Genomic DNA, 24,015 nt, shown 5'->3' on the forward strand with positions numbered 1-24,015 from the left:
ATTAAAAGTGAAGAAACTAAACGAGATCATAAAACAGCGTATTCTCATACTCGATGGCGGTATGGGAACCATGATAGGTGCCGTGATGGGCAAGGTGGGTAACAGCGACGAGCTGAACCTGACACACCCCGAGATAGTTTCGGATATTTATCGCAAATACCTCGAAGCCGGTGCCGATATCATCACCACCAACACGTTCAGCAGTCAGCGCATTTCGCAGGCTGAATATCATCTTGAAGACCGTGCGCATGAGATGGCCAGCGAGTCGGCACGCTTAGCCCGACAGTTGGCTGATGAGTATAGTACCGACGACAAACCCCGCTTTGTGGCAGGTTCGATCGGTCCTACCAACAAAACCCTTTCGATGTCGCCCGATGTAAGCAATCCAGCTTTCCGCGATGTGACTTACGACGAGATGCTGGAGGCTTATCAGGAACAGGCCGACGGACTGATTGAGGGTGGGGTAGATACGCTGCTGATAGAGACCATCTTCGACTCGCTGAATGCCAAATGTGCCATCGATGCCTGTATGCGCGCGATGGAAGCACGCGGGGTAGAATTGCCCATTATGGTGTCGGTAACGGTGAGCGATCTGGCTGGTCGTACGTTATCGGGTCAGACGCTTGAGGCGTTCCTGGCCAGCGTTAGCACTTATCCTATTTTCTCTATCGGACTGAACTGCTCGTTTGGTGCCACGCAGATGAAACCTTTTATCCGCGAGTTGGCCCAGAAAGCACCTTATTATATCAGCTGTCACCCCAATGCCGGATTGCCCAACGCCCTTGGTCTTTACGATGAGACCGCAGAGAGTATGGCTCCCAAGATGGGTGAACTGGTGGATGAGGGTATCGTGAATATCATTGGTGGCTGCTGCGGTACTACCGATGAGTTTATCCGTTTGTATGGTCCGCTGGTGGTTGGCAAGAAACCCCATGTGCCCGCAGAGAAATCTACCACGATGTGGCTGTCGGGATTGGAACTGCAGAATGTAACCGACGAGGTGCATTTTGTGAATGTGGGTGAGCGATGCAATGTGGCAGGCTCGCGAAAGTTCCTGCGACTGATTAAGGAAAAGAAATACAACGAGGCTATATCTATCGCCCGCAAACAGGTGGCCGATGGTGCCTTGGTAATTGATATCAATATGGACGATGGCTTGCTGGATGCCAAGCAGGAGATGACAACCTTCCTGAATATGATTGCAGCCGAGCCTGATATCGCTAAAGTGCCCGTGATGATCGACTCGTCGAATTGGGAGGTGATCAAAGCCGGACTGAAGTGCGTGCAGGGTAAGAGTATCGTCAACTCTATCTCGCTGAAAGAGGGCGAGCAGAAGTTTATCGAGCACGCGCAGGATGTGATGCGTTATGGTGCTGCTGTGGTGGTGATGTGTTTCGACGAAGAGGGACAGGCCACTACTTACGAGCGTCGTATCGAGATCGCCTCACGTGCTTATAAGATTCTCACTGAGCAGGTAGGCATGAACCCGCTCGATATCATCTTCGACCCCAATATCCTGGCCATTGCTACGGGTATGGAGGAGCATGATGCCTATGCTATCGACTTTATCCGCGCTACCGAATGGATTAAGCAGAATCTGCCAGGTGCACACGTCAGTGGTGGTGTGAGTAACCTGAGTTTCTCGTTCCGCGGTAACAACTATATCCGCGAGGCCATGCATGCCGTATTCCTGTATCACGCCATTCAAGTAGGAATGGATTTCGGCATCGTAAATCCTTCAACCAAAGTTACTTATGCTGATATTCCTCAGGATCAGCTTGAAGTAATCGAGGATGTGGTGCTGAACCGCAAGAAGGGTGCATCGGAGGTTCTGATTGAGTTGGCCGGTAAGATACTCGAGGAAGAATTAGCCAAGAAAGAAGCGGGTGGCGCCACGAGCGAAAACACCCCTTTTCAGGACCGCGCCCAGACGCCAGTTGAAGAGCGATTAGCCCAGGCGTTGATTAAGGGCGACGGCACATTCTTGGAGGAAGATTTGAAAGAGGCCCTGCCTAAGTTTACCCATGCGGTACAGATTATCGAGGGTCCGCTGATGGCAGGTATGAATACCGTAGGTACGCTGTTTGGTGAAGGAAAAATGTTCCTGCCGCAGGTGGTGAAAACAGCCCGCACCATGAAGCAGGCCGTTGATATCCTGCAGCCCTACATCGAAGCTGAGAAAACCGAGAGCACCACTTCGGCAGGTAAAGTGCTGTTGGCTACCGTTAAGGGCGACGTGCACGATATCGGTAAGAACATTGTGAATGTGGTGATGGCCTGCAACGGCTACGAGGTATTGGATATGGGTGTGATGGTGCCTGCCGAGCAGATTGTGAAAAAGGCTCAGGAGGAGCACGTGGATATGATTGGTTTGAGCGGCTTGATAACCCCCAGCTTAGAGGAGATGGTGAACGTGGCCGAAGAGCTGAAGAAAGCTGGTTTGGATATCCCCATCATGATTGGTGGCGCTACCACCAGCGAGCTGCATGTCGCTTTAAAAATTGCCCCCGTTTATGGCGGTCCGGTAGTATGGATGAAGGATGCCTCGCAGAATGCACTGGTTGCCCAGAAGCTGTTGACCGACAAGCAGGCGGTGGAGCATGAACTCGACCAGAAGTACGAAACCCTGCGCGAGGAATATCACCAGGAGCAGGCTCAGATTGTGTCACTCGAAGAAGCAAGAAAGAACAAATACAAATATGAAGAATAAATACCTATTGATGGCTCTCGCCCTGATGCTGGCGATGACAACTTGGGCTCAGAAGCGAGAAATGCGCGGAGCCTGGATACAGTGTGTGAACGGACAGTTCCAGAATCTTGGTACTAAGAAGATGCAGCAAACGCTTACCTATCAGCTGGACGAGTTGAAGAAGGATGGCGTAAACGTGATTATCTTCCAGGTGCGCCCCGAGTGCGATGCGCTCTACGAAAGTAAGATTGAGCCTTGGAGCCGATTCCTGACCGGCACACAGGGTAAGGCCCCCAATCCTTATTGGGATCCCCTGCAGTGGATGATCGACGAGTGCCACAAGCGCGGTATGGAGTTGCACGCATGGATTAACCCCTTCCGTGCAAAGACCAAGACCACCCATCAGTTGGCCAATAACCATATTGCCGTTCGCAAGCCCTATAGCTGTTTTGCTTACGACGATTTGTTTATCCTGAATCCTGGTATGCAGGAAAACCGTGATTATATCTGTATGGTTGCCAAGGATATCGTAGCCCGTTACGATGTGGATGGTATTCATATGGACGATTATTTCTATCCTTACCCCGTAAAGGGACTGAGCATTCCCGACGATGAGCTGTTCCACGATCACTCTAATGGTATCAAGGATCAGAACGACTGGCGCCGTTATAACGTAAACCTGTTTATCGAGCAGTTCTATCAGGCTATTCATGAGGTTAAGCCTTGGGTAAAGGTGGGCATCTCGCCATTCGGTATCTATCGTAACAAAAAGAGTTCGCCTGTGGGCAGTAATACCAACGGCACCCAGAACTACGACGATTTGTATGCCGACATTCTGTTGTGGGTAAACAATGGTTGGTTGGATTATTGCGTGCCCCAGTTGTACTGGGAGATTGGCAATAAGGCTGCCGATTATGCAACCCTGATTAAGTGGTGGAATCAGCATGCCGCCAACCGTCCGCTGGTGATTGGTGAGGATGTTGAGCGCACCGTGAAATATCCCGATTTGCAGAACCCCAACAAGCACCAGATGGATGCCAAGATGAATCTGCACCGTGCTAACCCAGCTGTGAAGGGTACCGTACTGTGGTATGCCAAGGCTGCTGTTGATAATGTGGGTAATTACGGCACCTTGCTGCGCACCAAGTACTGGCAGAATCCTGCCTTGCAGCCCGAGATGCCTTTCCTTAGCGATAAGGCTCCTAAGAAGGTAAAGAAGCTGGCACCCGTTTGGACCGAGGATGGTTACATCCTGTTCTGGACGCCCACCCACAGCAAGCACTGGGATCAGCACCCCAACAAGTTTGTGGTGTATCGTTTTGCCAAGGGCGAGAAGGTGAATGTAAATGATGCCTCGAAGATTGTGGCCATCACCGATAAGCCCTTCTACAAGCTGCCTTACGATGAGGGTAAGGAGAAGTTTACTTACGTGGTAACTGCTCTGAACCGTATTCAGAACGAGAGCAAACCTGCTTCGAAGAAGATAAAATTATAAGAACAATGAAAGGGTTGATAGGAGGAATTTTTGCTGTGATGCTGCTGGCTGCCTGTGGCGGCAGGAGCATGAGTGCTGAGGAGATGCAGCACAAGTTAGACAGTATTCAGAAGATAGAAGCTGCCGAGCGATTGGCGGCTCAGGGTATCAACTTGGCTGATGCCGATAACCCGCTGAAGCAGTTCTACGACAGCTTGAACCTCCTGCCATTACCCATTACCTATAGCGATGAGCTGGTGCGTTACCTGCCCGATTTCAAACCCGTGCCTCAGGATATTGCCAAGGCATTGGAGCTGGAGGGTAACAACAAGCAGAAAGCCATCTCGCTATCCGAGTCATTAGGTGCACGCCTGATGATTCTGGCTGCCGATGAGGAAGACGACAGATACTCTTTGTGGCTGTATTCTTTAGACAACGATTATCTGCCTGTAGATAAACTCTGTTTGTACGCGATTGATGAGGAGGCCGATCTCGACGATTTCGGTGCCGAAGACATCCTGCAGTACTTCACCATCACGAGTGATTACGAAATTCATTTGATGGACTACTCGAAGGAAGCCCACAAAACACGCACAGAGGAAGTGTTTACGCTAGATGCCCAGCGTAATTTCCAGTTACAAAAAAGTGAGGAGTTAGATTAGTCGGCCAGCAGCTGCTTCAGGAACGCATCCAGATCTTCGTCCAAACCCTTCATCAGTTCGGGATCGAAAATCACGGTCTCGTCGTCAACCAGATACAACTCGGCTACCGACTCCTTGTCTTCATTCTCCAGTACAAACGAGAATGGTTTCAGAATCGACATATTCTCGATGGTGTCCTTCATCTTATCCAGACACTTGCGGAACACGGCAGGTATCTCTTCGAAGAAATTGTCGGATGTATCGCCAATCCAGTCTTCGATGATGCAACGGTTAATCTCTTCGTCGTTATCGTCGAACGCCATCAGCTCGCCGGTATCCTGCGTTACGCGGAAATGGATATCGGTCATTACATTAGCCTCCTGTGTAGGAGGAAACTTGTCGGCTATCTTACGGATAGCACGCTCAATCTGCTGCTGAGCTAGTTCGGTTGCTTTCATCTTTCTTTTTGTATTAATTCTGCGACAAAAGTATAAAAAATCTTTTGTAATTGCAAACGATTACGATTATTTTTGCTAAAAAACCGCATTTTCGCTTGTTTTATTCAGCAGATTGTCGTACCTTTGCAAAATGTAATGTCTACTTAGCAAATTAATGAGTAATAAGATAACACATTCGGGAACCGTTAAAAGTATTATGGATGGATGCATCAAGGTGCAGATTGTCCAGACCTCGGCGTGTGCTGCCTGTAAGGTAGCTTCGCACTGTAACGCTGCCGAATCGAAAATTAAGATTGTGGATGTGTTTACCACCGATACCGCAAGCTATCAAGTTGGGCAGGAGGTTACCGTGTGGGCATCGAAGGATGTGGCCAATCGCGCCTTGCTGTTAGGCTTTGGTGCACCTTTCTTATTATTAATATGTGTACTGATGATAGCCCTGAAGCTTACTAGCGATGAGGGACTTGCTGCGTTAGTAGCTTTAGCATCGTTGGTACCTTATTATCTGGCGCTGTGGGCGATGAAGAACCGCATTCAGCAACAGATAGCCTTCAATATCGAGAAATAATTATAGTAACTAAAACAAATAGATTATGAATTTCATCTTGATTGCAGTAATTGTACTTGGAGCTATCGCCTTGATAGCTGCTATTGTGCTTTTTGCAGCCTCCAAGAAGTTCGCTGTCTATGAGGATCCCCGTATTGCGCAAGTGGGTGAGTTGTTGCCCGGAGCCAATTGCGGTGGATGCGGATTCCCTGGTTGTAGCGGTATGGCCGATGCCCTTGTGAAGGGTGCCGACGCCGGAAGCCTCGACGGACTGATGTGTCCTGTTGGCGGCGCTGAGACCATGGGAAAGGTAGCCGACTTGTTGGGGATGGCCATCGCTAATTCCGAGCCGATGGTAGCCGTAGTGCGTTGTAACGGTACTTGCGAGCACCGTGCCAAGATTGCCGAGTATTCGGGCTTGCGCACTTGTGCCGCTATGCACGCTTGTGGCGCTGGCGAAACAGCTTGTGGCTTTGGCTGTCTGGGTTGTGGCGATTGTGTGGCTGCCTGCCAGTTTGGCGCTATCAGTCTGAATCCTGAGACAGGAATCCCCGAGGTCGACGAAGAGAAGTGTACCTCGTGTGGTGCTTGTGTAAAGGCTTGCCCGCGTAACATCATCGAGCTGCGCAAAAAAGGCCCCAAGGGGCGCCGCGTGTTCGTATCGTGTGTGAACAAGGACAAGGGTCCTGTTGCCATGAAGGCTTGTGCCGTTAGCTGTATTGGTTGCGGCAAGTGCGAAAAGGAGTGTAACTTTGGTGCGATTACCGTTGAGAACAACCTGGCTTACATCGACCACACTAAGTGCCGTTTGTGCCGCAAGTGTGTCACCGTTTGTCCTAAGCATGCTATCGTGGATGTTAACTTCCCAACGCCTGCACCTGCACCAAAGCCCAAAGAACCTAAAAAAGAAGAGGAGGCAAAAGCATGAAGATAAAAACATTTAGTATGGGTGGTATCCACCCTGCAGAGAATAAGCTTACCCACGAGGTGGCCACCAAGGTAGCAGCGCTGCCTAAGCAGGCCATTTTTCCATTGGGTCAGCATATCGGTGCGCCTGCCAAACCCGTGGTCCAGAAGGGCGACAAGGTAAAGGTAGGAACCATGATTGCCGAAGCTGGCGGTTTTGTGTCGGCACCTATTTTCTCGTCGGTCAGCGGTACCGTGTTCAAGATTGATACGGCTATCGATGCTACCGGCTATCGCAAGCCCGTGATTATTATCAATGTCGAGGGCGACGAGTGGGAAGAGAGTATTGACCGCTCTGATAAGCTCGAACTGGTGGCTGCTCATCCTGAGCTTACTCCCGAGGAGATTGTTAAGCGTGTGCAGAACGCTGGTGTAGTAGGTATGGGTGGTGCTTGTTTCCCCACCTTTATCAAGTTGACGCCTCCACCAACAGCCAAGGCTGAGTGCGTGATTATCAATGCCGTAGAGTGCGAGCCTTATATCACTGCCGACTATCGCCTGATGATGGAGCACGCCGATGAGATTCTGGTTGGACTCGAGCTTCTGATGATTGGCGCTAAGGTAACCAAGGGCTATATCGGTATCGAAACCAACAAGCCTGCTGCTATCGAACTGCTCACCAAGAAATGTGATGAAAAGTTTAATATCGCAGGTTCCAAGTTTAATGTAGAAGTGGTGCCCTTGAAGCAGCGCTACCCACAGGGTGGTGAGAAGCAGTTGGTTGATGCCGTGATTAATCGTCAGGTACCAGCACCTCCTGCAATTCCCGTAAATGTGGGTGCTATCGTGCAGAATGTGGGTACAGCCTTTGCCGTTTACGAGGCTGTGATGAAGAACAAACCCCTGTTTGAGCGTTATACTACTGTTACCGGTAAGAAACTGCAGAACCCAGGAAACTTCCTGGTGCGTATGGGTACACCGATGAAGGATTTGATCGATGCTTGTGGCGGTATGCCCGAGGGCGATAACAAACTGCTGGCTGGCGGACCTATGATGGGTAAGGCCCTTACTTCGGTAGAGGTGCCCATCTGCAAGGGAACCAACTCGGTAACCATTATCTCTGATGATGAGGCTCGCCGTAAGGATGCCCAGCCTTGTATCCGTTGCGCCAAGTGTGTAGGTGTTTGTCCAATGGGCTTGGAGCCTTACCTGCTGGCAAAACTCTCGGAGGTTAAGAACTGGGAGCGTGCCGAGAGCGAGGATATCACCAGCTGTATCGAGTGTGGCTCGTGTCAGTACACCTGTCCGGCTTACCGTCCGCTGTTGGATAACATCCGCTTGGGTAAGAGCACGGTGATGGGTATCATCCGCGCCCGCGCTGCTGCCAAAAAATAAAATGTTTAATCTTTAATGTTTAACGTTTAATGTCTAAGTTAATAGTTTCATTATCGCCACACGCTCATAGCCGCGATTCGATCGAGCGCAACATGTACGGTGTTATCATCGCCCTGATGCCTGCGCTGCTCGCTTCGTTCTATTTCTTTGGCTTGGGTGCGGTTATCGTTACCGCCACCAGTGTGGCAGCCTGCTGCTTTTTCGAGTGGGCTATCTGCAAATATATTCTGAAGAGACAACAGAATACACTGCTCGACGGATCGGCCATTATCACCGGTCTGCTGCTGGCGTTCAACGTACCTTCGAACCTGCCCATCTGGATTATCCTGATAGGTGCGCTGTTTGCCATCGGCGTAGCTAAATTTACGTTCGGTGGTTTGGGTAACAATATCTTTAACCCTGCGCTGGTGGGTCGTGCTGCCTTGCTGGTAGCTTTTCCTGCCCAGATGACCACTTGGCCAAAAATCGGACAGTGGGATACCTATCTCGATGCCGAGACAGGTGCCACACCACTTTCGATTATCAATTCGGCCATCCGTATGGGCGATGCCTCGTTGCTCGAGCAGTTACCCTCATCATTCGACCTGTTCTTAGGTTCAAGTTCGGGTGGTGCTGGTGCCATGGGTGAGATTTGTGCATTGGCCCTGCTGTTGGGCCTGGCCTTTATGCTCTATAACCGCATCATCACTTGGCACATTCCTGTATCAATCCTTGGTACCGCATTTGTGTTCTCTGGTTTGCTGCATTTGGCTAATCCCGTTTATCCTGATCCATTTACCGTGCTGCTCACTGGTGGTATGATGCTGGGTGCCATCTTTATGGCTACCGACTATGTTACCAGCCCTATGACGCCAAAGGGTCAGCTGATTTATGGTGTAGCCATCGGATTCCTCACCGTTGTTATCCGTAACTGGGGTGCTTATCCCGAGGGCATGTCGTTCGCCATTCTCATCATGAATGCGTTCACACCGCTCATCAATAATTATGTTAAACCAAAACGTTTCGGGGAAGTTTCGAAATAATGTAAAAATTTAAAAATGAAAAGATTATGAAGAAACTCGAATCGTCATTATTAAATATGGTGCTGGTGCTCACCGGAGTAGCAGTTATCATGGGTGGTATCCTGGCTTTTGTGAACCACCTTACCGAGGGGCCTATTGCCGATCAGAAAGCCAAGGCGCTGGCCGATGGTATTAAGTCGGTGATGTGTGTTGATGACCTACAGGTAGCTAATACCGATACCGTAAAGCAGACCGATGCCAAGGGCAAGGAGCTGGTTTATGTGATTTACGAAACTAAGGATGCCCAGGGTAAAGATTTGGGTGCTGCTGTTGAATCTACCACTGGTGGATTTGGTGGCAACCTGAAGGTGCTGGTAGGTTTTAATACCGAGGGCCAGATTCTGGGTTACACGCTGTTGGAACATGCCGAAACACCAGGTCTTGGTGCTAAGGCCGATAAGTGGTTCCAGAAGGGCGAGAAGGGCGATATTATCGGCCTTACGCCTGCTCAGCCTCTCACCGTATCGAAGGATGGTGGTAAGGTAGATGCCATTACTGCATCAACTATTACCAGTCGTGCTTTCCTGTTGGCTGTCAACAATGCTTATAACGCTTACAAGGCTGCCCCCATCGATGCCGAGTCGGGCGCCACAAAGAAAAGTGAATAGTTTATGAATGCAATACAGATTATAAAAAACGGCATTGTTAAGGAGAACCCCACGTTCGTCCTCATGCTGGGTATGTGTCCTACGCTGGCCACTACCACCTCTGCTGCCAACGGTATGTCGATGGGCCTCGCCACAATGGCGGTACTCATCTGTACCAATGTGGTTATCTCGTGCTTAAAATCGGTTACTCCCGATAAGGTACGTATTCCTGTGTTCATTGTAGTGATTGCTGCGTTTGTTACGCTGCTGCAGATGGTTATCAAGGCTTATCTGCCCGATGTCGATGCCTCGTTAGGTTTGTTTATCCCGCTGATTGTGGTTAACTGTATCATCCTGGGTCGTGCTGAGGCTTTTGCCGCAAAGAACTCACCCGTAGCTTCGCTGTTCGATGGTATCGGTATCGGTCTTGGTTTCACACTCGGTCTTACTCTGCTGGGTATGTGTCGCGAGCTGTTAGGCTCGGGTTCAATCTTCGGATTCACCCTGATTCCCGAGACTTATAACATCCTGCTCTTTGTGTTGCCTCCAGGTGCGTTTATCACCCTCGGCTTCCTCATCGCCATCGTGAACAAAATTAGGAATTAATGTTCAATGGTCAATGTTCAATGGTCAATAAATAGATTATGGAATACGTTTTGATTTTCATTAGCGCCATATTTGTCAACAACATCGTGTTGTCGCAGTTCCTGGGCATTTGTCCGTTCCTTGGCGTTTCAAAAAAGATTGATACCTCGCTGGGTATGTCGGCAGCTGTAGCTTTTGTGCTTACGCTGGCCACCATTGTTACCTGGTTGGTTCAGAAATATGTGCTCGATGCCTTTGGCCTGCAGTATCTGCAGACGATTGCCTTTATCCTGGTGATTGCCTCTCTGGTACAGATGGTAGAGATTGTGCTCAAAAAGGTATCACCAGCCCTCTATCAGGCATTAGGTATTTTCCTGCCCCTGATTACCACCAACTGTGCTGTGCTGGGTGTAGCTATTCTGGTTATCCAGAAGGATTACAACCTGCTGCAGTCGGTAGTCTATGCCTTCTCAACAGCCATCGGCTTTGGCGTAGCTCTCACCGTGTTTGCCGGTATGCGCGAGCAGCTGGAGTTGGTAAAGATTCCTAAGGGCATGCAGGGTATGGCCATCGTCATGCTTTCAGCTGGTTTGCTCAGCTTGGCCTTTATGGGCTTCTCGGGTGTGGATGGCGGACTGAAGATTCTCTTTGGTCTCGACTAAATAGCCACCTATTGGTAAAAAGAGTCCGAACTATTTTGTAGTTCGGGCTTTTTTTTTTAACTTTGCCCCAAATTTACAGTATATATAACAATGAAGATTGGAGATAAAGTAAGATTCCTGAGCGAAGTGGGCGGCGGAAAGGTTGCTGGCTTCCAGGGCAAGAATATAGTGCTTGTTGAGGATGAGGACGGCTTCCAGATGCCGATGCTCATCAACGAGGTGGTAGTGGTAGGCGAGGAGAGCTACGAAACTACCCGTATGGTTGAACAGAAGGCCAAGGCTCGCATGACTGCCGACGAGGAGGAGCCCGAGATTGAGCCTGCCGACCGTCCCATTACCTTTAAGCCAAAACCCGAGGAGCGCAAGGGTGGCGACAAGCTGAGTGCTTTTCTGGCTTTTGTGCCCATGGATGTAAAGGAACTCTCGCAAACCCGTTTCGAGAGCTATTTGGTTAACGACTCGAACTATTATCTGCGCTATGTGCTGATGACTGCCGAGGGTACTGCCTGGAAGCTCAGAGGCGAGGGCGAGATTGAGCCTAACTGCAAGGAGTTTATCGAGGAGTTCGGTCGCGAGGACCTGAACGATCTTGAGCATCTGTGTGTACAACTGGTGGCTTATAAACGCGAAAAACATTTCCTGCTAAAGTCGCCCGTTAATGCCCAGGTGCGTGTAGATACCGTTAAGTTCTACAAGCTGCATGCCTTCCGCGAGAACGACTTCTTCGAGCAGCCCGCACTTATTTACACACTCATTGAGAACGACGTACAAAAAGTAAAACTATGAAATACGGATTTGTAAACGTGGCAGCTGCTGTGCCCACCGTAAAAGTGGCCGATGTAGAGTATAATGTGCAGCAGATTGAGAGCCTGATAGCTCAGGCCGAGGATCGTGGTGTTGAGGTGATGGTGTTCCCCGAGCTTTGCATCACGGGCTATTCGTGTCAGGATCTGTTTAAAGAGCAACTCCTGTTGGATCATGCCGAGGATGGTGTGGTAAAACTGCTTGATTTTACCCGTAAGCTTAACGTCATTGTGATTGTTGGTTTGCCAGTAGTAGTCAACGGTTTGCTGTATAACTGTGCAGCTGTACTGCAGGGCGGACAGCTGTTGGGAATTGTGCCAAAGGTTTACCTGCCCAACTACGGCGAGTTTTACGAGAAGCGCTGGTTTGCATCGGCTCAGGACCTGAATCCTACCGAGATTTATTTTGCTGGTAGTCCCGTTCACGTATCTGCCGAGCCACAGGTGTTTGTTACTGCCGATGGTGTGAAGTTTGGTGTCGAGATTTGCGAGGATGTATGGGCACCCACACCACCTAGCAACAATCTGGCTTTGGCTGGTGCCGATGTCATCTTCAATCTCTCGGCCAGTGATGAGCTGATTGGTAAGCATGCTTATCTTAAGTCGCTGCTTGCCCAGCAGAGTGCCCGCATGATAAGCGGCTACGTTTATGCAAGCTGCGGTTTTGGCGAGTCTACTCAGGATGTGGTTTATGGCGGTAATGCTATTATTTTCGAAAATGGACGATTGCTTGAAGAAGGCGACCGATTCTCGTTGCAGCCACAAATCAAGATGTGCCAGATTGATGTTCAGGCGCTGCATGTTGAGCGTCGCACCAATACCACTTTCATCAATGCGCAGCGCAACGCCCACGCCCGCGAGATTGCCTGCAAGGCTACCTGCCAACGTCCGTTCGAGCTCTTCCGCAATATCGATCCGTATCCTTTCATCCCCAAGAGCGAGGATATGCAGGCGTCGTGCGAGGAAATTCTCAATATCCAGGTGATGGGTTTGGTAAAGCGTCTGCACCATATCAATGGTAAGAAGGCTGTTATCGGTATCAGCGGTGGTTTGGATTCTACCTTGGCACTGCTCGTAACCGTAAAGGCTTTCGATAAGTTAGGTCTCGACCGTCAGGGCATCGTGGGTATCACCATGCCTGGTTTCGGTACTACCGACCGTACCTATAACAACGCCCTGAAGCTGATGGAAACCTTGGGTGTTACCATTCGCGAAATCAGCATTGCCGCAGCTGTAACCCAGCACTTCAGCGATATTAATCACGATGCTTCGGTTCACGATATTACCTACGAGAACTCGCAAGCACGCGAGCGCACCCAGATTCTGATGGATGTGGCCAACAAGGAGAACGCCATCGTGGTGGGTACAGGCGACCTGTCGGAGTTGGCACTCGGTTGGGCCACCTATAATGGCGACCACATGTCGATGTACGGTGTGAATGCCGGCGTGCCCAAGACTTTGATTCGTTACTTGGTAGGCTACGTAGCAGGAGAAATGGCTACCGATACATTAATGGATATCATCGATACCCCCATTTCGCCCGAGCTGATTCCTGCCGACGAAAACGGCAATATCAAGCAGAAGACCGAGGATCTGGTTGGTCCTTACGAGTTGCATGATTTCTTTATCTATTACTTCCTGCGTTACGGCTTCAGTCCTAAGAAGATTTTCCTGTTGGCCAAGCGTGCCTTCTGCACCGCTACCAGCGAGAAGCCAGCACTTTACGACGAGGAAACGGTAAAGAAATGGCTCACCACCTTCTGTCGCCGATTCTTTAATCAGCAGTTCAAGCGTTCGTGCTTGCCCGATGGTCCTAAGGTGGGTAGTGTCAGCCTGTCGCCCCGTGGCGATTGGCGCATGCCTAGTGATGCATCATCCGCCCTTTGGTTGAAAGAATGTAGCACATTATAAAAAAGAAATGAGTTAGCTAAACGCTAACTCATTTTCTTTAAGTGTGATATGGATGGTGGCTCCCGGTTCAAGGTCGCCGTTCACTATCAGGTCGCTAATGCCATCCTCCAGATAGTTCTGTATGGCGCGCTTCAGCGGACGGGCGCCAAACTGCACATCGTAACCTTTGGTGGCCACAAACTCCTTAGCCTCGTCGCTCAGGTCGATGTGATAGCCTATCTGCTCAATACGGTTGTACAGGCCCTTCAGTTCTACTTCGATAATACGCTTGATGGCATCCAGATCCAGCTGGTCGAAGGTTATAATCTCGTCCAGTCGGTTCAGGAACTCAGGCGAGAATTGCTTCGACAGTGCCTTCTGCACAATGTCGCGGGCATACTGCTTGTCCTTGTCGCTCTTCATCAGTCCCGTTTGTGCTGTAGCACCGAAACCTACACCGCGACCAAAGTCCTTCAGCTGGCGTGTTCCGGCATTCGAAGTCATGATAATTACCGTGTTGCGGAAATCCACCAGTCGTCCGTTACCATCTGTCATGCGTCCCTCGTCAAGCACCTGCAGCAACAGGTTGAATACGTTGCTGTGAGCTTTCTCAATCTCATCTAAAAGAACAATCGAGTAGGGGTGACGGCGCACGCGCTCTGTCAGCTGTCCGCCCTCGCCGTAACCTACGTATCCCGGAGGTGCACCAATCAATCTCGAGGTGTTAAAGCTCTCGGTATATTCGCTCATGTCGATACGAATCAGTGCATCGCTACTGCCAAACATAAACTCGGCCAGTTTCTTGGCCAGGTAGGTTTTTCCTACACCCGTAGGACCTAAGAACATAAACACACCGATAGGGTGGTTGGGCTCCTTCAGGCCCACGCGGTTGCGCTGGATGGCCTTTACCATCTTGTCGATAGCGGCATCCTGAGCTATCACGGCATTCTTCAGTTCTACAGCCATACCCTTCAGGCGTACGCCCTCCTGTTCGGCCATGCGTTGTACGGGCACACCCGTCATCATCGATACCACCTCGGCCACCTGATCGGCATCTACCACCAGTCGCTCTTCACCCTCGCCATTAGTCCAGCGGTCGTTCAGCTCCTTCAGTTCCTTGGTAAGGGTTGTTTCGCGGTCGCGATAACCGGCTGCCAACTCGTAGTTCTGGTTCTTCACTGCCTTCTGCTTCTTTTCGCGGGCCTCGGCCAGTTCCTTCTCCTTCTCGATAATCTCGGGTGGAATCTGGGCGTTGCCTAAGTGTACCTTCGAACCAGTCTCGTCCAGAGCGTCGATGGCCTTATCGGGCATAAAGCGGTCGGTAATATAGCGGTCTGTCAATTTGACACAGGCTTCGAGTGCCGCGTCAGTATATGTCACATGGTGGTGCTGCTCGTAGCGATCCTTGATGTTACGCAGAATCTGCAGTGTTTCCTCGTTGGTGGTTGCTTCTACCTGCACCTTCTGGAATCGGCGCTCCAAGGCACCATCCTTCTCAATGCTCTCGCGATACTCGTCCAGCGTGGTAGCACCAATGCACTGTATGGTGCCACGTGCCAAAGCAGGTTTCATAATGTTGGCAGCATCCATACTGCCAGGGGTTGAACCTGCACCGATAATGGTATGTATCTCGTCGATGAATACAATTACGTCGGGGTTAGCCTCCAGCTCCTTCATCAGGGCTTTCAGGCGCTCCTCAAACTGTCCGCGATACTTGGTGCCTGCCACAACGCCTGTCATATCCAGCGTAAAAATGCGCTTTCCAAACAGCATGGGACTGCAGTGGTGGGCCTCAATCATCTGGGCCAGTCCCTCTACAATGGCGCTCTTACCTACACCAGGCTCGCCAATCAGTATGGGGTTGTTCTTCTTGCGGCGCCCCAGGATCTCTACAATACGCTGTATCTCGCGCTCGCGCCCCACACAGGGGTCCAGCTTTCCATCAGCAGCGGCCTTTGTCAGATCGGTGCCAAAGCTGTCGAGCACAGGTGTCTTCGAGGCGGGCTTCTTCTGGGCGGTGGTGCTCTGGCTGTTGGCATTGCTGTTAGCGCTCTTGCCGCCAGTCATCTCAAACTCCTCTTCCTCCTCGTCGGGCAGTCCTATGCCGTTGCTCACGTTATTACTTACGTTTGTGTTCTTTGGCGCAAACAGTATGGCTGCAGCGTCGTCGTATGTCACATCGTTCATTTCTAAAACTTGTTTTGCCCCGTTGTTAGCCAAGTCGTGCAGAATGGCCAGCAGCAGGTGTTTTTCGTCTATCTTATTGGCTCTCTGTATGCGTGCTTCCAGTACAGCCAGTCGCAGTACGTTGCTGGCCTTCTCGTTCAGCACCAGGTCGGTAGTGTGTATGGGCTGACCAATCTCGTCCTCCCTTACGCGCATTTCCAGTTCAGTCTTAACCGCCTGCATATTCAGGTTCAGCCTGTTAAACAGGTCGATAACCGGACCCTCGTTACTGCGCAGAATGCCAAGCAGCAGGTGCTCTGGACCCACCGATCGGCTAGCCAGTCGAGCTGCCTCTTCACGCGAGAAAGCCAGTATTTCTGATAGTTTTGGCGAAAATTGTGTCGTCATCTATGTTTCGTTTCTAATTGTTATTAATATACCTATTATTATATATCTTTTGCAAAGATACAACAAATCTTGCAAACATCGTGCCATAAAAAGCTAATTTTTTACCATAAAATAGCTTAAAAGGTTTGGTGGGTCGCAAAAAAATAATTACCTTTGCACGGTTAAAAACGCGTCAGAGGGCTTAAAAATGCCCTTAAACGCAAAAAGTGGTAAATTGTAAATAGTTAAATTGTAAATTATAAAGATGGATCAAACATTCGACAACGACAGAATTATTAAGATCAACATCGAAGAAGAGATGAAATCGAGCTATATCGATTACTCTATGTCAGTAATCGTGGCCCGTGCCCTTCCCGATGTTCGCGATGGCTTTAAGCCCGTTCATCGCCGTATCCTTTATGGTATGATGAACATTAATAACGTTTCTACCCAGCCTTATAAGAAGTGTGCCCGCGTAGTAGGTGAGGTGCTTGGTAAGTACCACCCACACGGTGACTCTTCAGTATATGGTGCCCTGGTACGTATGGCACAGGATTGGAACATGCGTTACACCTTGGTCGACGGTCAGGGTAACTTCGGTTCGGTGGATGGCGACTCACCTGCTGCCATGCGTTACACCGAGTGCCGACTCTCAAAGATGGGTGAGCACATTATGGACGACCTGGATAAGGAAACCGTAGATATGGCGCCTAACTTCGACGACTCGCTCGAGGAGCCAACCGTTATGCCTACTAAGATTCCTAACCTGCTGGTTAATGGTGGTAACGGTATTGCCGTAGGTATGGCTACCAATATGCCTACCCACAACCTGGGCGAGGTAATCGATGGTTGCTGTGCATATATCGACAATCCAGAGATCGATACCGAGGGCCTGATGCAGTACATCCCAGGCCCCGACTTCCCAACAGGTGCTTACATCTATGGTCTGCAGGGTGTGAAGGATGCTTACGAGACTGGTCGTGGTCGTATCGTGATGCGTGCCAAGGCCGAGATTGAGAGCGGCGACACACACGATAAGATTGTGGTAACCGAGATTCCTTACGGTGTAAACAAGGCCGACCTGGTAGCTTACATCGCCGACCTGGCCAACCAGCATAAGATTGAGGGTGTGGCTAATGTTAACGATGAGTCGGGTCGTCAGGGTATGCGTATCGTTGTGGATTGCAAGCGCGATGCCAACGCCAACGTATTGCTCAATAAACTGTTTAAGATGACGGCTCTTCAGAGCTCATTCTCAGTTAATAACATCGCTCTGGTAAAGGGCCGTCCACGTCTGCTTACTCTTAAGGAGTGTGTGAAGTACTTCGTTGAGCACCGTCACGATGTAACCATCCGTCGTACCAAGTACGATCTGCGCAAGGCTCAGGAGCGTGCTCACATCCTGGAGGGTTTGATCATCGCCGTTAACAATATCGACGAGGTGGTTCGCATTATCCGCAATAGTAAGACTCCTACCGACGCTCAGCGTAACCTGGAGGCCCGCTTCGAACTCGACGAGCTGCAGAGTAAGGCTATCGTTGACATGCGTCTGGCTCAGCTCACTGGTCTGCGTGTTGATCAGCTCCATCAGGAGTTCGATGACTTGCAGAAGCTCATCGCCGAGTTGCAGGAGATTCTGGACAACCCCGAGCGTTGTAAGGAGGTAATGAAGGCCGATCTGCAGGAGGTGAAGGAGAAGTATGGCGACGAGCGTCGTACCGAGATTATTCCTTTCGACCACGAGTTCAATGCCGAGGACTTCTATCCCGACGATCCAGTGGTTATCACCATCTCGCACATGGGTTACATCAAGCGTACCCCTCTGTCAGAGTTCCACGAGCAGGGTCGTGGCGGTATGGGTTCAAAGGCAGCCCGTCATCGCGACAACGACTTCACCGAGTATATCTATCCTGCCACCATGCACAACACGCTGCTGTTCTTCACCCAGAAGGGTCGTTGCTACTGGCAGAAGTGTTACGAGATACCTGAGGGCGATAAGAACTCGAAGGGTCGCGCTATCCAGAACATGCTGAATATCGAGCCCGATGATGCCATCAACGCCGTTCTGCGTATCAAGAACTTCAACGATACCGAGTTCCTCAACTCGCACTACGTAGTATTCGCCACCAAGCAGGGTATTATTAAGAAGACCTGTCTTGAGGCTTACTCACGTCCACGTGCCAATGGTGTGATTGCTATCAACATCAACGAGGGCGATCAGGTAGTAGGCGTTCGCTTGACAAACGGTCACAACGAGCTGCTGCTGGCTAACCGCAATGGTCGTGCCGTACGTTTCGACGAGAACGATGTACGCGTCATGGGTCGTGTATCTACCGGTGTAATCGGTATGCGTCTCGACGGTGGCGACGACGAGGTAGTAGGTATGGTTTGCGTAAACGATCCTAACACCGAGACCATCATGGTAGTTTCTGAGAACGGTTATGGTAAGCGTTCTGAGGTAGAGGATTATCGTAAGACCTCACGTGGTGCCAAGGGTGTAAAGACCCTCTCAATCACCGAGAAGACCGGTCGTCTGGTAGCCATCAAGGTGGTAACCGACGAGAACGACCTGATGATTATTAATAAGAGTGGTGTACTGATCCGCCTGAAGGTGGCTGATGTTCGTGTCATGGGCCGTGCCACACAGGGTGTTCGTCTCATCAACCTCACCAAGAAGAACGATAGCATCGCATCGGTATGTAAGGTAATGCACTCGCAGGCCGAGGACGAGGATATCGAGGAGGCAGAGATCGATGCTGAGGCAGTTCAGGCTGCTGAGGCTCCCGAGAATAAGGATTAAACTATCCGCTCAAGTAAACGTCAAAAAATAAATTTTAGTAACAATAAGTTCAACCAATTTTAAAAGCTTATGAAAAAATTAATCATGATGGCATGTGTGCTGGTAGCTAGCTCTACCGCATTTGCCGGCGACAGTGACGCTTTGAAGGCTATCCTCAAGGCAAAGACTTATGCAGAAGCTGAGACACTCGTAAAGAGCAGCCTTGGTTCTCTGGCTAACGATGCCGAGAAGGCAAAGGCCTACAACAAGCTTGTTGACCTTGCCCTGAACGACTTTAATGCTCAGAGCGCTATCCAGACTGAGAATCAGGTAAACAAGCAGATGGGTAAGGAAGAGAAGCCCGTTGATATGAAACTGATGAACGAGATGGCCTATGCCGCTATCGTAGCAGGTATCGAGTGCGACAAGTTCGACCAGATGCCTAACGAGAAGGGTAAGGTAGCTCCTAAGTTCGCTGCTAAGAATGCTCAGCGCCTGTGGACTGCTCCACGTAACACTCTGGTTAACGCTGGTCAGGATGCTCTTACCGCTAAGGATAACGCCTCAGCTCGTAAGTACTGGCAGCTGTTCACCGAGAGCGACGCCGCTCCTATGTTCAAGGATTGCGACCGCGAGCAGCAGAAGCCTTTCTTCGGTCAGGTAGCCCGTTTCGCTTCAATCTTCGCTTATCAGGACAAGGATATGGCTAAGGCCCTCGAGTTGGCTGATGTAGCTATGAAGGATCCCGAGGAGTACGAGAACGCTCTCAACCTGAAGCTCGAGATTCTGGGCGATGGTTTGAAGACTAAGGACGACTCAGTTAAGTATGCTGCCAGCCTGAAGGATATCTATGCCGAGCACAAGGTTGATGGTGTGATGGAGAAGCTGTACAACACTCTGCTGGGTCTTGGTCAGACCGAGGATGCTAACAAGATCCTCGACGAGGCTCTTGCCGCTAATCCTAACAACTTTGTAGCCCTCGCCGATAAGGGTCTGGCTCTGCTCCAGGCTAACAAGGCCGAGGAGGCTGTTCCTTTCCTCCAGAAGGCATTCGAGGTTAAGCCCGACAACGCTATCATCGCTACCTACGCAGGTACAGGTTACAGCGTACAGGCTCAGAACGTAGAGGATCCTGCTAAGAAGAAGGAGCTTTACAAGAAAGCTATCGAGCTGTTCGACAAGGCTAAGGAGCTCGACCCCGACATGCTGCAGGCAAAGTGGGGTTACAACCGCTACAATGCATACTACAACTACTATGGTGCTGATGCTCCTGAGACCAAGAAGGCCGAGGAAGAGTCACGCTAATCTACGATCAAATATATAAACCCGATCAGCCGAGGAGCATCCCGCTCCCCGGCTGATTTTTTTATGCCCTAACCGCTTATTGTCGCCCGATTTGCAGGTGTCTATTTAATAGGTATTGTATGATGGCTGATGTTAGAAAATGAGTCTGATTCTGTTCAAAATGAAACAAAAAGGCATAAAAATGCGTCTTTTCGTTAATATTTTACACAAAAATGTGATATTTTTATAATTTTGTTTGTTATTTACAAATCTAAATATTATCTTTGCATCCGTTTTTGGGATTAAAAAACCAATTAATATTCATTATTTAAAAAAACTATTTTATTATTTATGAAAAAAAGACTAACAATGTTTTTGGCCTGTCTTTCCCTTAGCTTTGGAATAGCCTTGGCCCAAACAAATGTTACAGGTACCGTGATCTCTGCTGAAGACGATCAGCCCGTTATTGGTGCTACCGTTCTTGTTCAGGGACAGAAGTCGGGTACTGTAACTGATGTCAACGGACAGTTCACGCTGAACGTCCCCGCAGGTAAGAAGATTACCATTAGTTACATTGGTATGACTTCGCAAACATTAACTCCGAAAAACGGTATGACCGTAGTTCTGCAGAACGGTGCTGCCCTGAAGGAGGTTGTAGTAACAGGTATGCAGAAGGTCGACAAGCGATTGTTTACCGGTTCGAGCACCAAGGTAAGTGCCAGCGATGCAAAGATCGACGGTATGGCCGATATCTCGCGTTCGCTCGAGGGTCGTGCCGCTGGTGTAAGCGTGCAGAACGTAACCGGTACCTTTGGTACAGCACCTAAGATTCGCGTACGTGGTGCTACGTCAATCTATGGTAACTCAAAGCCACTTTGGGTGGTTGATGGTGTTATCATGGACGATGTGACCGACGTGAGTGCCGACGATCTGTCGTCGGGTGATGCCAACACACTGATCTCGAGTGCCATTGCAGGTTTGAACTCAGATGATATCGAGTCGTTCGATATTCTGAAGGACGGTTCTGCTACCTCTATCTATGGTGCGCGCGCGATGGCTGGTGTGATTGTTATCACAACCAAGAAGGGTAAGGCTGGTCAGGCCCGCATCAACTACACCGGTGAGTACACCATGCGCTTGAAGCCCAGCTACTCTACCTTCAACATCATGAACTCACAGGAGCAGATGTCAATCTATCAGGAGATGCAGCAGAAGGGTTACCTTAACTATGCCGAGCTGGCCAACGCCGCTTCAAGTGGTGTTTATGGTAGAATGTACCAGATGATTGGCGAGTACGATCCTGTAACCGGACAGTATGCATTGCCCAACACACTCGAGGCCCGTGCCGATTATCTGCGCCAGGCCGAGTATCGCAATACCGACTGGTTCGACGAGCTGTTCTCTAATTCAATCCAGCACAACCACTCTGTAAGTATCTCTACAGGTACCGATCGTGCACAGACTTATGCTTCTGTATCAGTCATGGCCGATCCAGGATGGACCAAGCAGTCGCAGGTTCAGCGTTATACCGCTAACCTCAACAATAGCTTCAACATCTCAAAGCAGCTCACCTTTAATATGATTGCCAACGCCAGCTATCGTAAGCAGCGTGCGCCTGGTACGCTGAATGCCGAGACCGACGTGGTATCGGGTGCTATCAACCGTTCGTTCGATATCAACCCATATTCGTACGCTTTGAACACAAGCCGTGCGCTCGATCCTAACGAGTTCTACACACGCAGCTATGCGCCTTTTAACATTCTGCATGAGCTGGATAACAACTACATCGACCTGGATGTGTTTGATATCCGCGTACAGGGCGAGCTGAAGTACAAGCCCATCCGTCAGGTAGAGCTGGGCGTACTGGGAGCATTCAAGTTCAACCAGTCTACCCAGAACCACAATATCCTCGACGATTCTAACCAGGCTCAGGCCTATCGTGCGATGGCTACTACTACCATCCGTAACAACAACCGCTATCTGTACACCGACCCCGACGATATGTTCGCCACACCAGTGAGCATCCTGCCCAACGGTGGTATCTACAACAAGACTACCAACAAGATGGGTGCATGGGATTTCCGTGCTACAGCCAGCTACAACGACGTATATAACAACGACCACATTGTTAACCTGTATGCAGGTTTGGAGGTGAATAGCATCGACCGTACCCGCGACTGGTTCCGTGGTTGGGGTATGCAGTATTCGCTCGGCGAGATTCCTAACTACGCCTACGAGGTGTTCAAGAAGGCTGCCGAGGATAACTCTAACTACTTCACACTGTCGAACACTCACGAGCGCCGTGCTGCCTTCTTCGGCACAGCCACTTACTCTTGGAAGGGTCGTTACACCGTTAACGGTACCATCCGTTACGAGGGTACCAACCGTCTGGGTAAAGCTTCTAGCGCCCGCTGGTTGCCTACATGGAACGTTTCTGGTGCATGGAATGCCCACGAGGAGTCTTGGTTCCAGAAGACCTTCAACCACGTTCTTACCACAGCTACCCTGAAGGCTTCGTACTCACTGACTGCTGAGAGTGGTCCATCATGGGTTACCAACTCGCTGCCAGTTATCTCAAGCTATAACCCCTGGCGTCCATCAGCTGGTCTGCGTGAGAGCGGACTGAAGGAAGAGGACCGCGCCAACGGCGACCTGACCTTCGAGAAGAAGCACGAGCTTAACCTCGGTGTTCAGTTAGGTTTCTTCAACAACCGTGTTAACTTCGAGCTCGACTGGTATCGTCGTAACAACTACGACCTGATTGGTATCGTCAACACTCAGATGGGTGGCACCAAGTATGGTAACGTTGCTTCGATGAAGTCGCGTGGTGTCGAGATGTCGCTCTCTGTAACTCCTATTAAGACCGAGAACTTCAGCTGGACTTCGAATTTCATCTACTCGCACACTCACAACGAGGTTACCGAGCTTGAGAACCACCAGCGTGTTATCGACCTTGTGAGCGGTACCGGTTTCGCCTTGGAGGGCTATCCCGTACGTTCGCTGTTCTCAATCCCATTCCGTGGTCTGAACAACGAGGGTATCCCAACCTTCCTTGATCAGAACGGCGAGATTACTTCTACCGGCATCTACTTCCAGACTCGCGACAAGGAGAAGCTTGGCTTCCTGGAGTATTCTGGTTCTGTTGATCCAACCGATGTAGGTTCGTTCGGTAACATCTTTAAGTATAAGGGCATCACCCTGAATGTGTTTGTTACTTACAGCTTTGGTAACGTGGTACGTCTCGACCCTGTGTTCAAGAACGAGTACAACGACCTGAACTCAATGCCTAAGGAGTTTGCTAACCGTTGGGTTGTTCCTGGCGACGAGAATGTAACCACCATCCCTGTTATTGCCTCTAAGCGTCAGAACCGTAACGACAGCGATCTGAGCTATGCTTACAATGCTTACAATTACTCAACCGAGCGTATTGCCAAGGGTGACTTCATCCGCATGAAGGAGATTTCGCTGGGTTACGAGTTCCCCAAGAAGCTTGTTGAGCCTATGAAGCTTAACAGCCTCTCGCTCAAGCTGCAGGCCACCAACCTGTTCCTGATCTATGCCGACAAGAAGCTCAACGGTCAGGATCCTGAGTTCTACAACACCGGTGGTGTGGCAGTTCCTATGCCTAAGCAGTTCACACTCACACTGCGCCTGGGCATGTAATAGCAATGTAATAACAGATAACACGAAAAAGAATATAA

Annotated in this window: 16 protein-coding genes and 1 pseudogene; 15 read left to right on the plus strand and 2 right to left on the minus strand. The window is 50.0% G+C overall.

All coding sequences use genetic code 11. The annotated features are described in order from the left end of the window. Positions 1–61 precede the first annotated feature (61 nt). From metH to BLU97_RS05520, 3 genes are read left to right on the plus strand one after another with little or no spacing between them, the layout of a single operon-like run. Positions 62–2,710 carry a methionine synthase gene (metH, locus tag BLU97_RS05510; protein ID WP_410543910.1) on the plus strand — a complete coding sequence of 883 codons (2,649 nt, stop codon included), beginning with the start codon at positions 62–64 and terminating at the stop codon, positions 2,708–2,710. Then, positions 2,700–4,184 (plus strand): glycoside hydrolase family 10 protein, encoded by a 1,485-nt coding sequence (locus BLU97_RS05515; RefSeq protein ID WP_033149320.1) that lies wholly within the window; start codon positions 2,700–2,702, stop codon positions 4,182–4,184. The genes metH and BLU97_RS05515 overlap by 11 nt, the downstream gene beginning before the upstream one ends. Positions 4,185–4,189: 5 nt before the next feature. Next, positions 4,190–4,825 carry a hypothetical protein gene (locus tag BLU97_RS05520; protein ID WP_139208846.1) on the plus strand — a complete coding sequence of 212 codons (636 nt, stop codon included), beginning with the start codon at positions 4,190–4,192 and terminating at the stop codon, positions 4,823–4,825. Here BLU97_RS05520 and BLU97_RS05525 read toward each other — a convergent pair. Continuing rightward, positions 4,822–5,262 (minus strand): hypothetical protein, encoded by a 441-nt coding sequence (locus BLU97_RS05525; protein WP_013064705.1) that lies wholly within the window; start codon positions 5,260–5,262, stop codon positions 4,822–4,824. The genes BLU97_RS05520 and BLU97_RS05525 overlap by 4 nt on opposite strands. Positions 5,263–5,416: 154 nt before the next feature. On the opposite strand from BLU97_RS05525, the gene BLU97_RS05530 reads away from it, so the two are divergent. The 9 genes and pseudogenes from BLU97_RS05530 to BLU97_RS05570 all read left to right on the plus strand — a co-directional run bounded on the left by BLU97_RS05530 (position 5,417) and on the right by BLU97_RS05570 (position 13,719). Then, entirely contained in the window at positions 5,417–5,830 is a 414-nt protein-coding gene (locus tag BLU97_RS05530; protein WP_074760613.1) for a SoxR reducing system RseC family protein, read from the plus strand. Positions 5,831–5,855: 25 nt separating this feature from the next. Next, positions 5,856–6,737, plus strand: a complete 882-nt coding sequence (locus BLU97_RS05535) for a Fe-S cluster domain-containing protein (RefSeq protein WP_074760614.1) — start codon at positions 5,856–5,858, stop codon at positions 6,735–6,737. Then, positions 6,734–8,110, plus strand: coding sequence for an electron transport complex subunit RsxC (gene rsxC, locus BLU97_RS05540; protein WP_074760615.1), 1,377 nt, complete (start codon positions 6,734–6,736; stop codon positions 8,108–8,110). The genes BLU97_RS05535 and rsxC overlap by 4 nt, the downstream gene beginning before the upstream one ends. Positions 8,111–8,139: 29 nt before the next feature. Beyond that, positions 8,140–9,132 carry an RnfABCDGE type electron transport complex subunit D gene (locus tag BLU97_RS05545; RefSeq protein ID WP_074760616.1) on the plus strand — a complete coding sequence of 331 codons (993 nt, stop codon included), beginning with the start codon at positions 8,140–8,142 and terminating at the stop codon, positions 9,130–9,132. 26 nt (positions 9,133–9,158) lie between these two features. Further along, positions 9,159–9,779, plus strand: a complete 621-nt coding sequence (locus BLU97_RS05550; RefSeq protein ID WP_074760617.1) for an RnfABCDGE type electron transport complex subunit G — start codon at positions 9,159–9,161, stop codon at positions 9,777–9,779. A gap of 3 nt (positions 9,780–9,782) precedes the next feature. Beyond that, on the plus strand, positions 9,783–10,364 hold the full coding sequence (rsxE, locus tag BLU97_RS05555) for an electron transport complex subunit RsxE (protein WP_033149327.1): 582 nt from the start codon (positions 9,783–9,785) through the stop codon (positions 10,362–10,364). A gap of 38 nt (positions 10,365–10,402) precedes the next feature. Then, positions 10,403–11,005, plus strand: a complete 603-nt coding sequence (gene rsxA / locus BLU97_RS05560) for an electron transport complex subunit RsxA (protein WP_028908485.1) — start codon at positions 10,403–10,405, stop codon at positions 11,003–11,005. Positions 11,006–11,095: 90 nt separating this feature from the next. Then, positions 11,096–11,770, plus strand: a pseudogene (locus tag BLU97_RS05565) (DUF2027 domain-containing protein); the annotation flags it as partial. A 17-nt stretch (positions 11,771–11,787) separates the two neighbouring features. Then, positions 11,788–13,719 (plus strand): NAD(+) synthase, encoded by a 1,932-nt coding sequence (locus tag BLU97_RS05570; protein ID WP_074760619.1) that lies wholly within the window; start codon positions 11,788–11,790, stop codon positions 13,717–13,719. Positions 13,720–13,731: 12 nt separating this feature from the next. On the opposite strand, the gene BLU97_RS05575 is transcribed toward BLU97_RS05570, so the two are convergent. Further along, complete coding sequence (locus BLU97_RS05575) at positions 13,732–16,272, minus strand: ATP-dependent Clp protease ATP-binding subunit (protein WP_074760620.1); 2,541 nt, start codon at positions 16,270–16,272, stop codon at positions 13,732–13,734. 244 nt (positions 16,273–16,516) lie between these two features. On the opposite strand from BLU97_RS05575, the gene gyrA reads away from it, so the two are divergent. From gyrA to BLU97_RS05590, 3 genes are all read left to right on the plus strand, one after another. Next, a complete protein-coding gene (gene gyrA, locus BLU97_RS05580; protein WP_074760621.1) occupies positions 16,517–19,051 on the plus strand; it encodes a DNA gyrase subunit A in 2,535 nt (844 codons plus the stop codon). Positions 19,052–19,120: 69 nt separating this feature from the next. Beyond that, positions 19,121–20,335, plus strand: a complete 1,215-nt coding sequence (locus BLU97_RS05585; protein WP_074760622.1) for a tetratricopeptide repeat protein — start codon at positions 19,121–19,123, stop codon at positions 20,333–20,335. Between the two features lie 330 nt (positions 20,336–20,665). Further along, positions 20,666–23,977 (plus strand): SusC/RagA family TonB-linked outer membrane protein, encoded by a 3,312-nt coding sequence (locus BLU97_RS05590; RefSeq protein ID WP_074760623.1) that lies wholly within the window; start codon positions 20,666–20,668, stop codon positions 23,975–23,977. Positions 23,978–24,015: the final 38 nt, after the last annotated feature.

This window comes from Xylanibacter ruminicola (genome assembly GCF_900107775.1).
GTDB classification, from domain to species: Bacteria; Bacteroidota; Bacteroidia; order Bacteroidales; family Bacteroidaceae; genus Prevotella; species Prevotella ruminicola_C.

Excerpts from the sequence above, each read along its gene's own strand:
- metH (WP_410543910.1), top strand. The coding sequence starts at position 62 with ATGGGAACCATGATAGGTGCCGTGATGGGCAAGGTGGGTAACAGCGAC.
- BLU97_RS05515 (WP_033149320.1), top strand. The coding sequence starts at position 2,700 with ATGAAGAATAAATACCTATTGATGGCTCTCGCCCTGATGCTGGCGATG.
- BLU97_RS05520 (WP_139208846.1), top strand. The coding sequence starts at position 4,190 with ATGAAAGGGTTGATAGGAGGAATTTTTGCTGTGATGCTGCTGGCTGCC.
- BLU97_RS05525 (WP_013064705.1), bottom strand. The coding sequence starts at position 5,262 with ATGAAAGCAACCGAACTAGCTCAGCAGCAGATTGAGCGTGCTATCCGT.
- BLU97_RS05530 (WP_074760613.1), top strand. The coding sequence starts at position 5,417 with ATGAGTAATAAGATAACACATTCGGGAACCGTTAAAAGTATTATGGAT.
- BLU97_RS05535 (WP_074760614.1), top strand. The coding sequence starts at position 5,856 with ATGAATTTCATCTTGATTGCAGTAATTGTACTTGGAGCTATCGCCTTG.
- rsxC (WP_074760615.1), top strand. The coding sequence starts at position 6,734 with ATGAAGATAAAAACATTTAGTATGGGTGGTATCCACCCTGCAGAGAAT.
- BLU97_RS05545 (WP_074760616.1), top strand. The coding sequence starts at position 8,140 with ATGTCTAAGTTAATAGTTTCATTATCGCCACACGCTCATAGCCGCGAT.
- BLU97_RS05550 (WP_074760617.1), top strand. The coding sequence starts at position 9,159 with ATGAAGAAACTCGAATCGTCATTATTAAATATGGTGCTGGTGCTCACC.
- rsxE (WP_033149327.1), top strand. The coding sequence starts at position 9,783 with ATGAATGCAATACAGATTATAAAAAACGGCATTGTTAAGGAGAACCCC.
- rsxA (WP_028908485.1), top strand. The coding sequence starts at position 10,403 with ATGGAATACGTTTTGATTTTCATTAGCGCCATATTTGTCAACAACATC.
- BLU97_RS05570 (WP_074760619.1), top strand. The coding sequence starts at position 11,788 with ATGAAATACGGATTTGTAAACGTGGCAGCTGCTGTGCCCACCGTAAAA.
- BLU97_RS05575 (WP_074760620.1), bottom strand. The coding sequence starts at position 16,272 with ATGACGACACAATTTTCGCCAAAACTATCAGAAATACTGGCTTTCTCG.
- gyrA (WP_074760621.1), top strand. The coding sequence starts at position 16,517 with ATGGATCAAACATTCGACAACGACAGAATTATTAAGATCAACATCGAA.
- BLU97_RS05585 (WP_074760622.1), top strand. The coding sequence starts at position 19,121 with ATGAAAAAATTAATCATGATGGCATGTGTGCTGGTAGCTAGCTCTACC.
- BLU97_RS05590 (WP_074760623.1), top strand. The coding sequence starts at position 20,666 with ATGAAAAAAAGACTAACAATGTTTTTGGCCTGTCTTTCCCTTAGCTTT.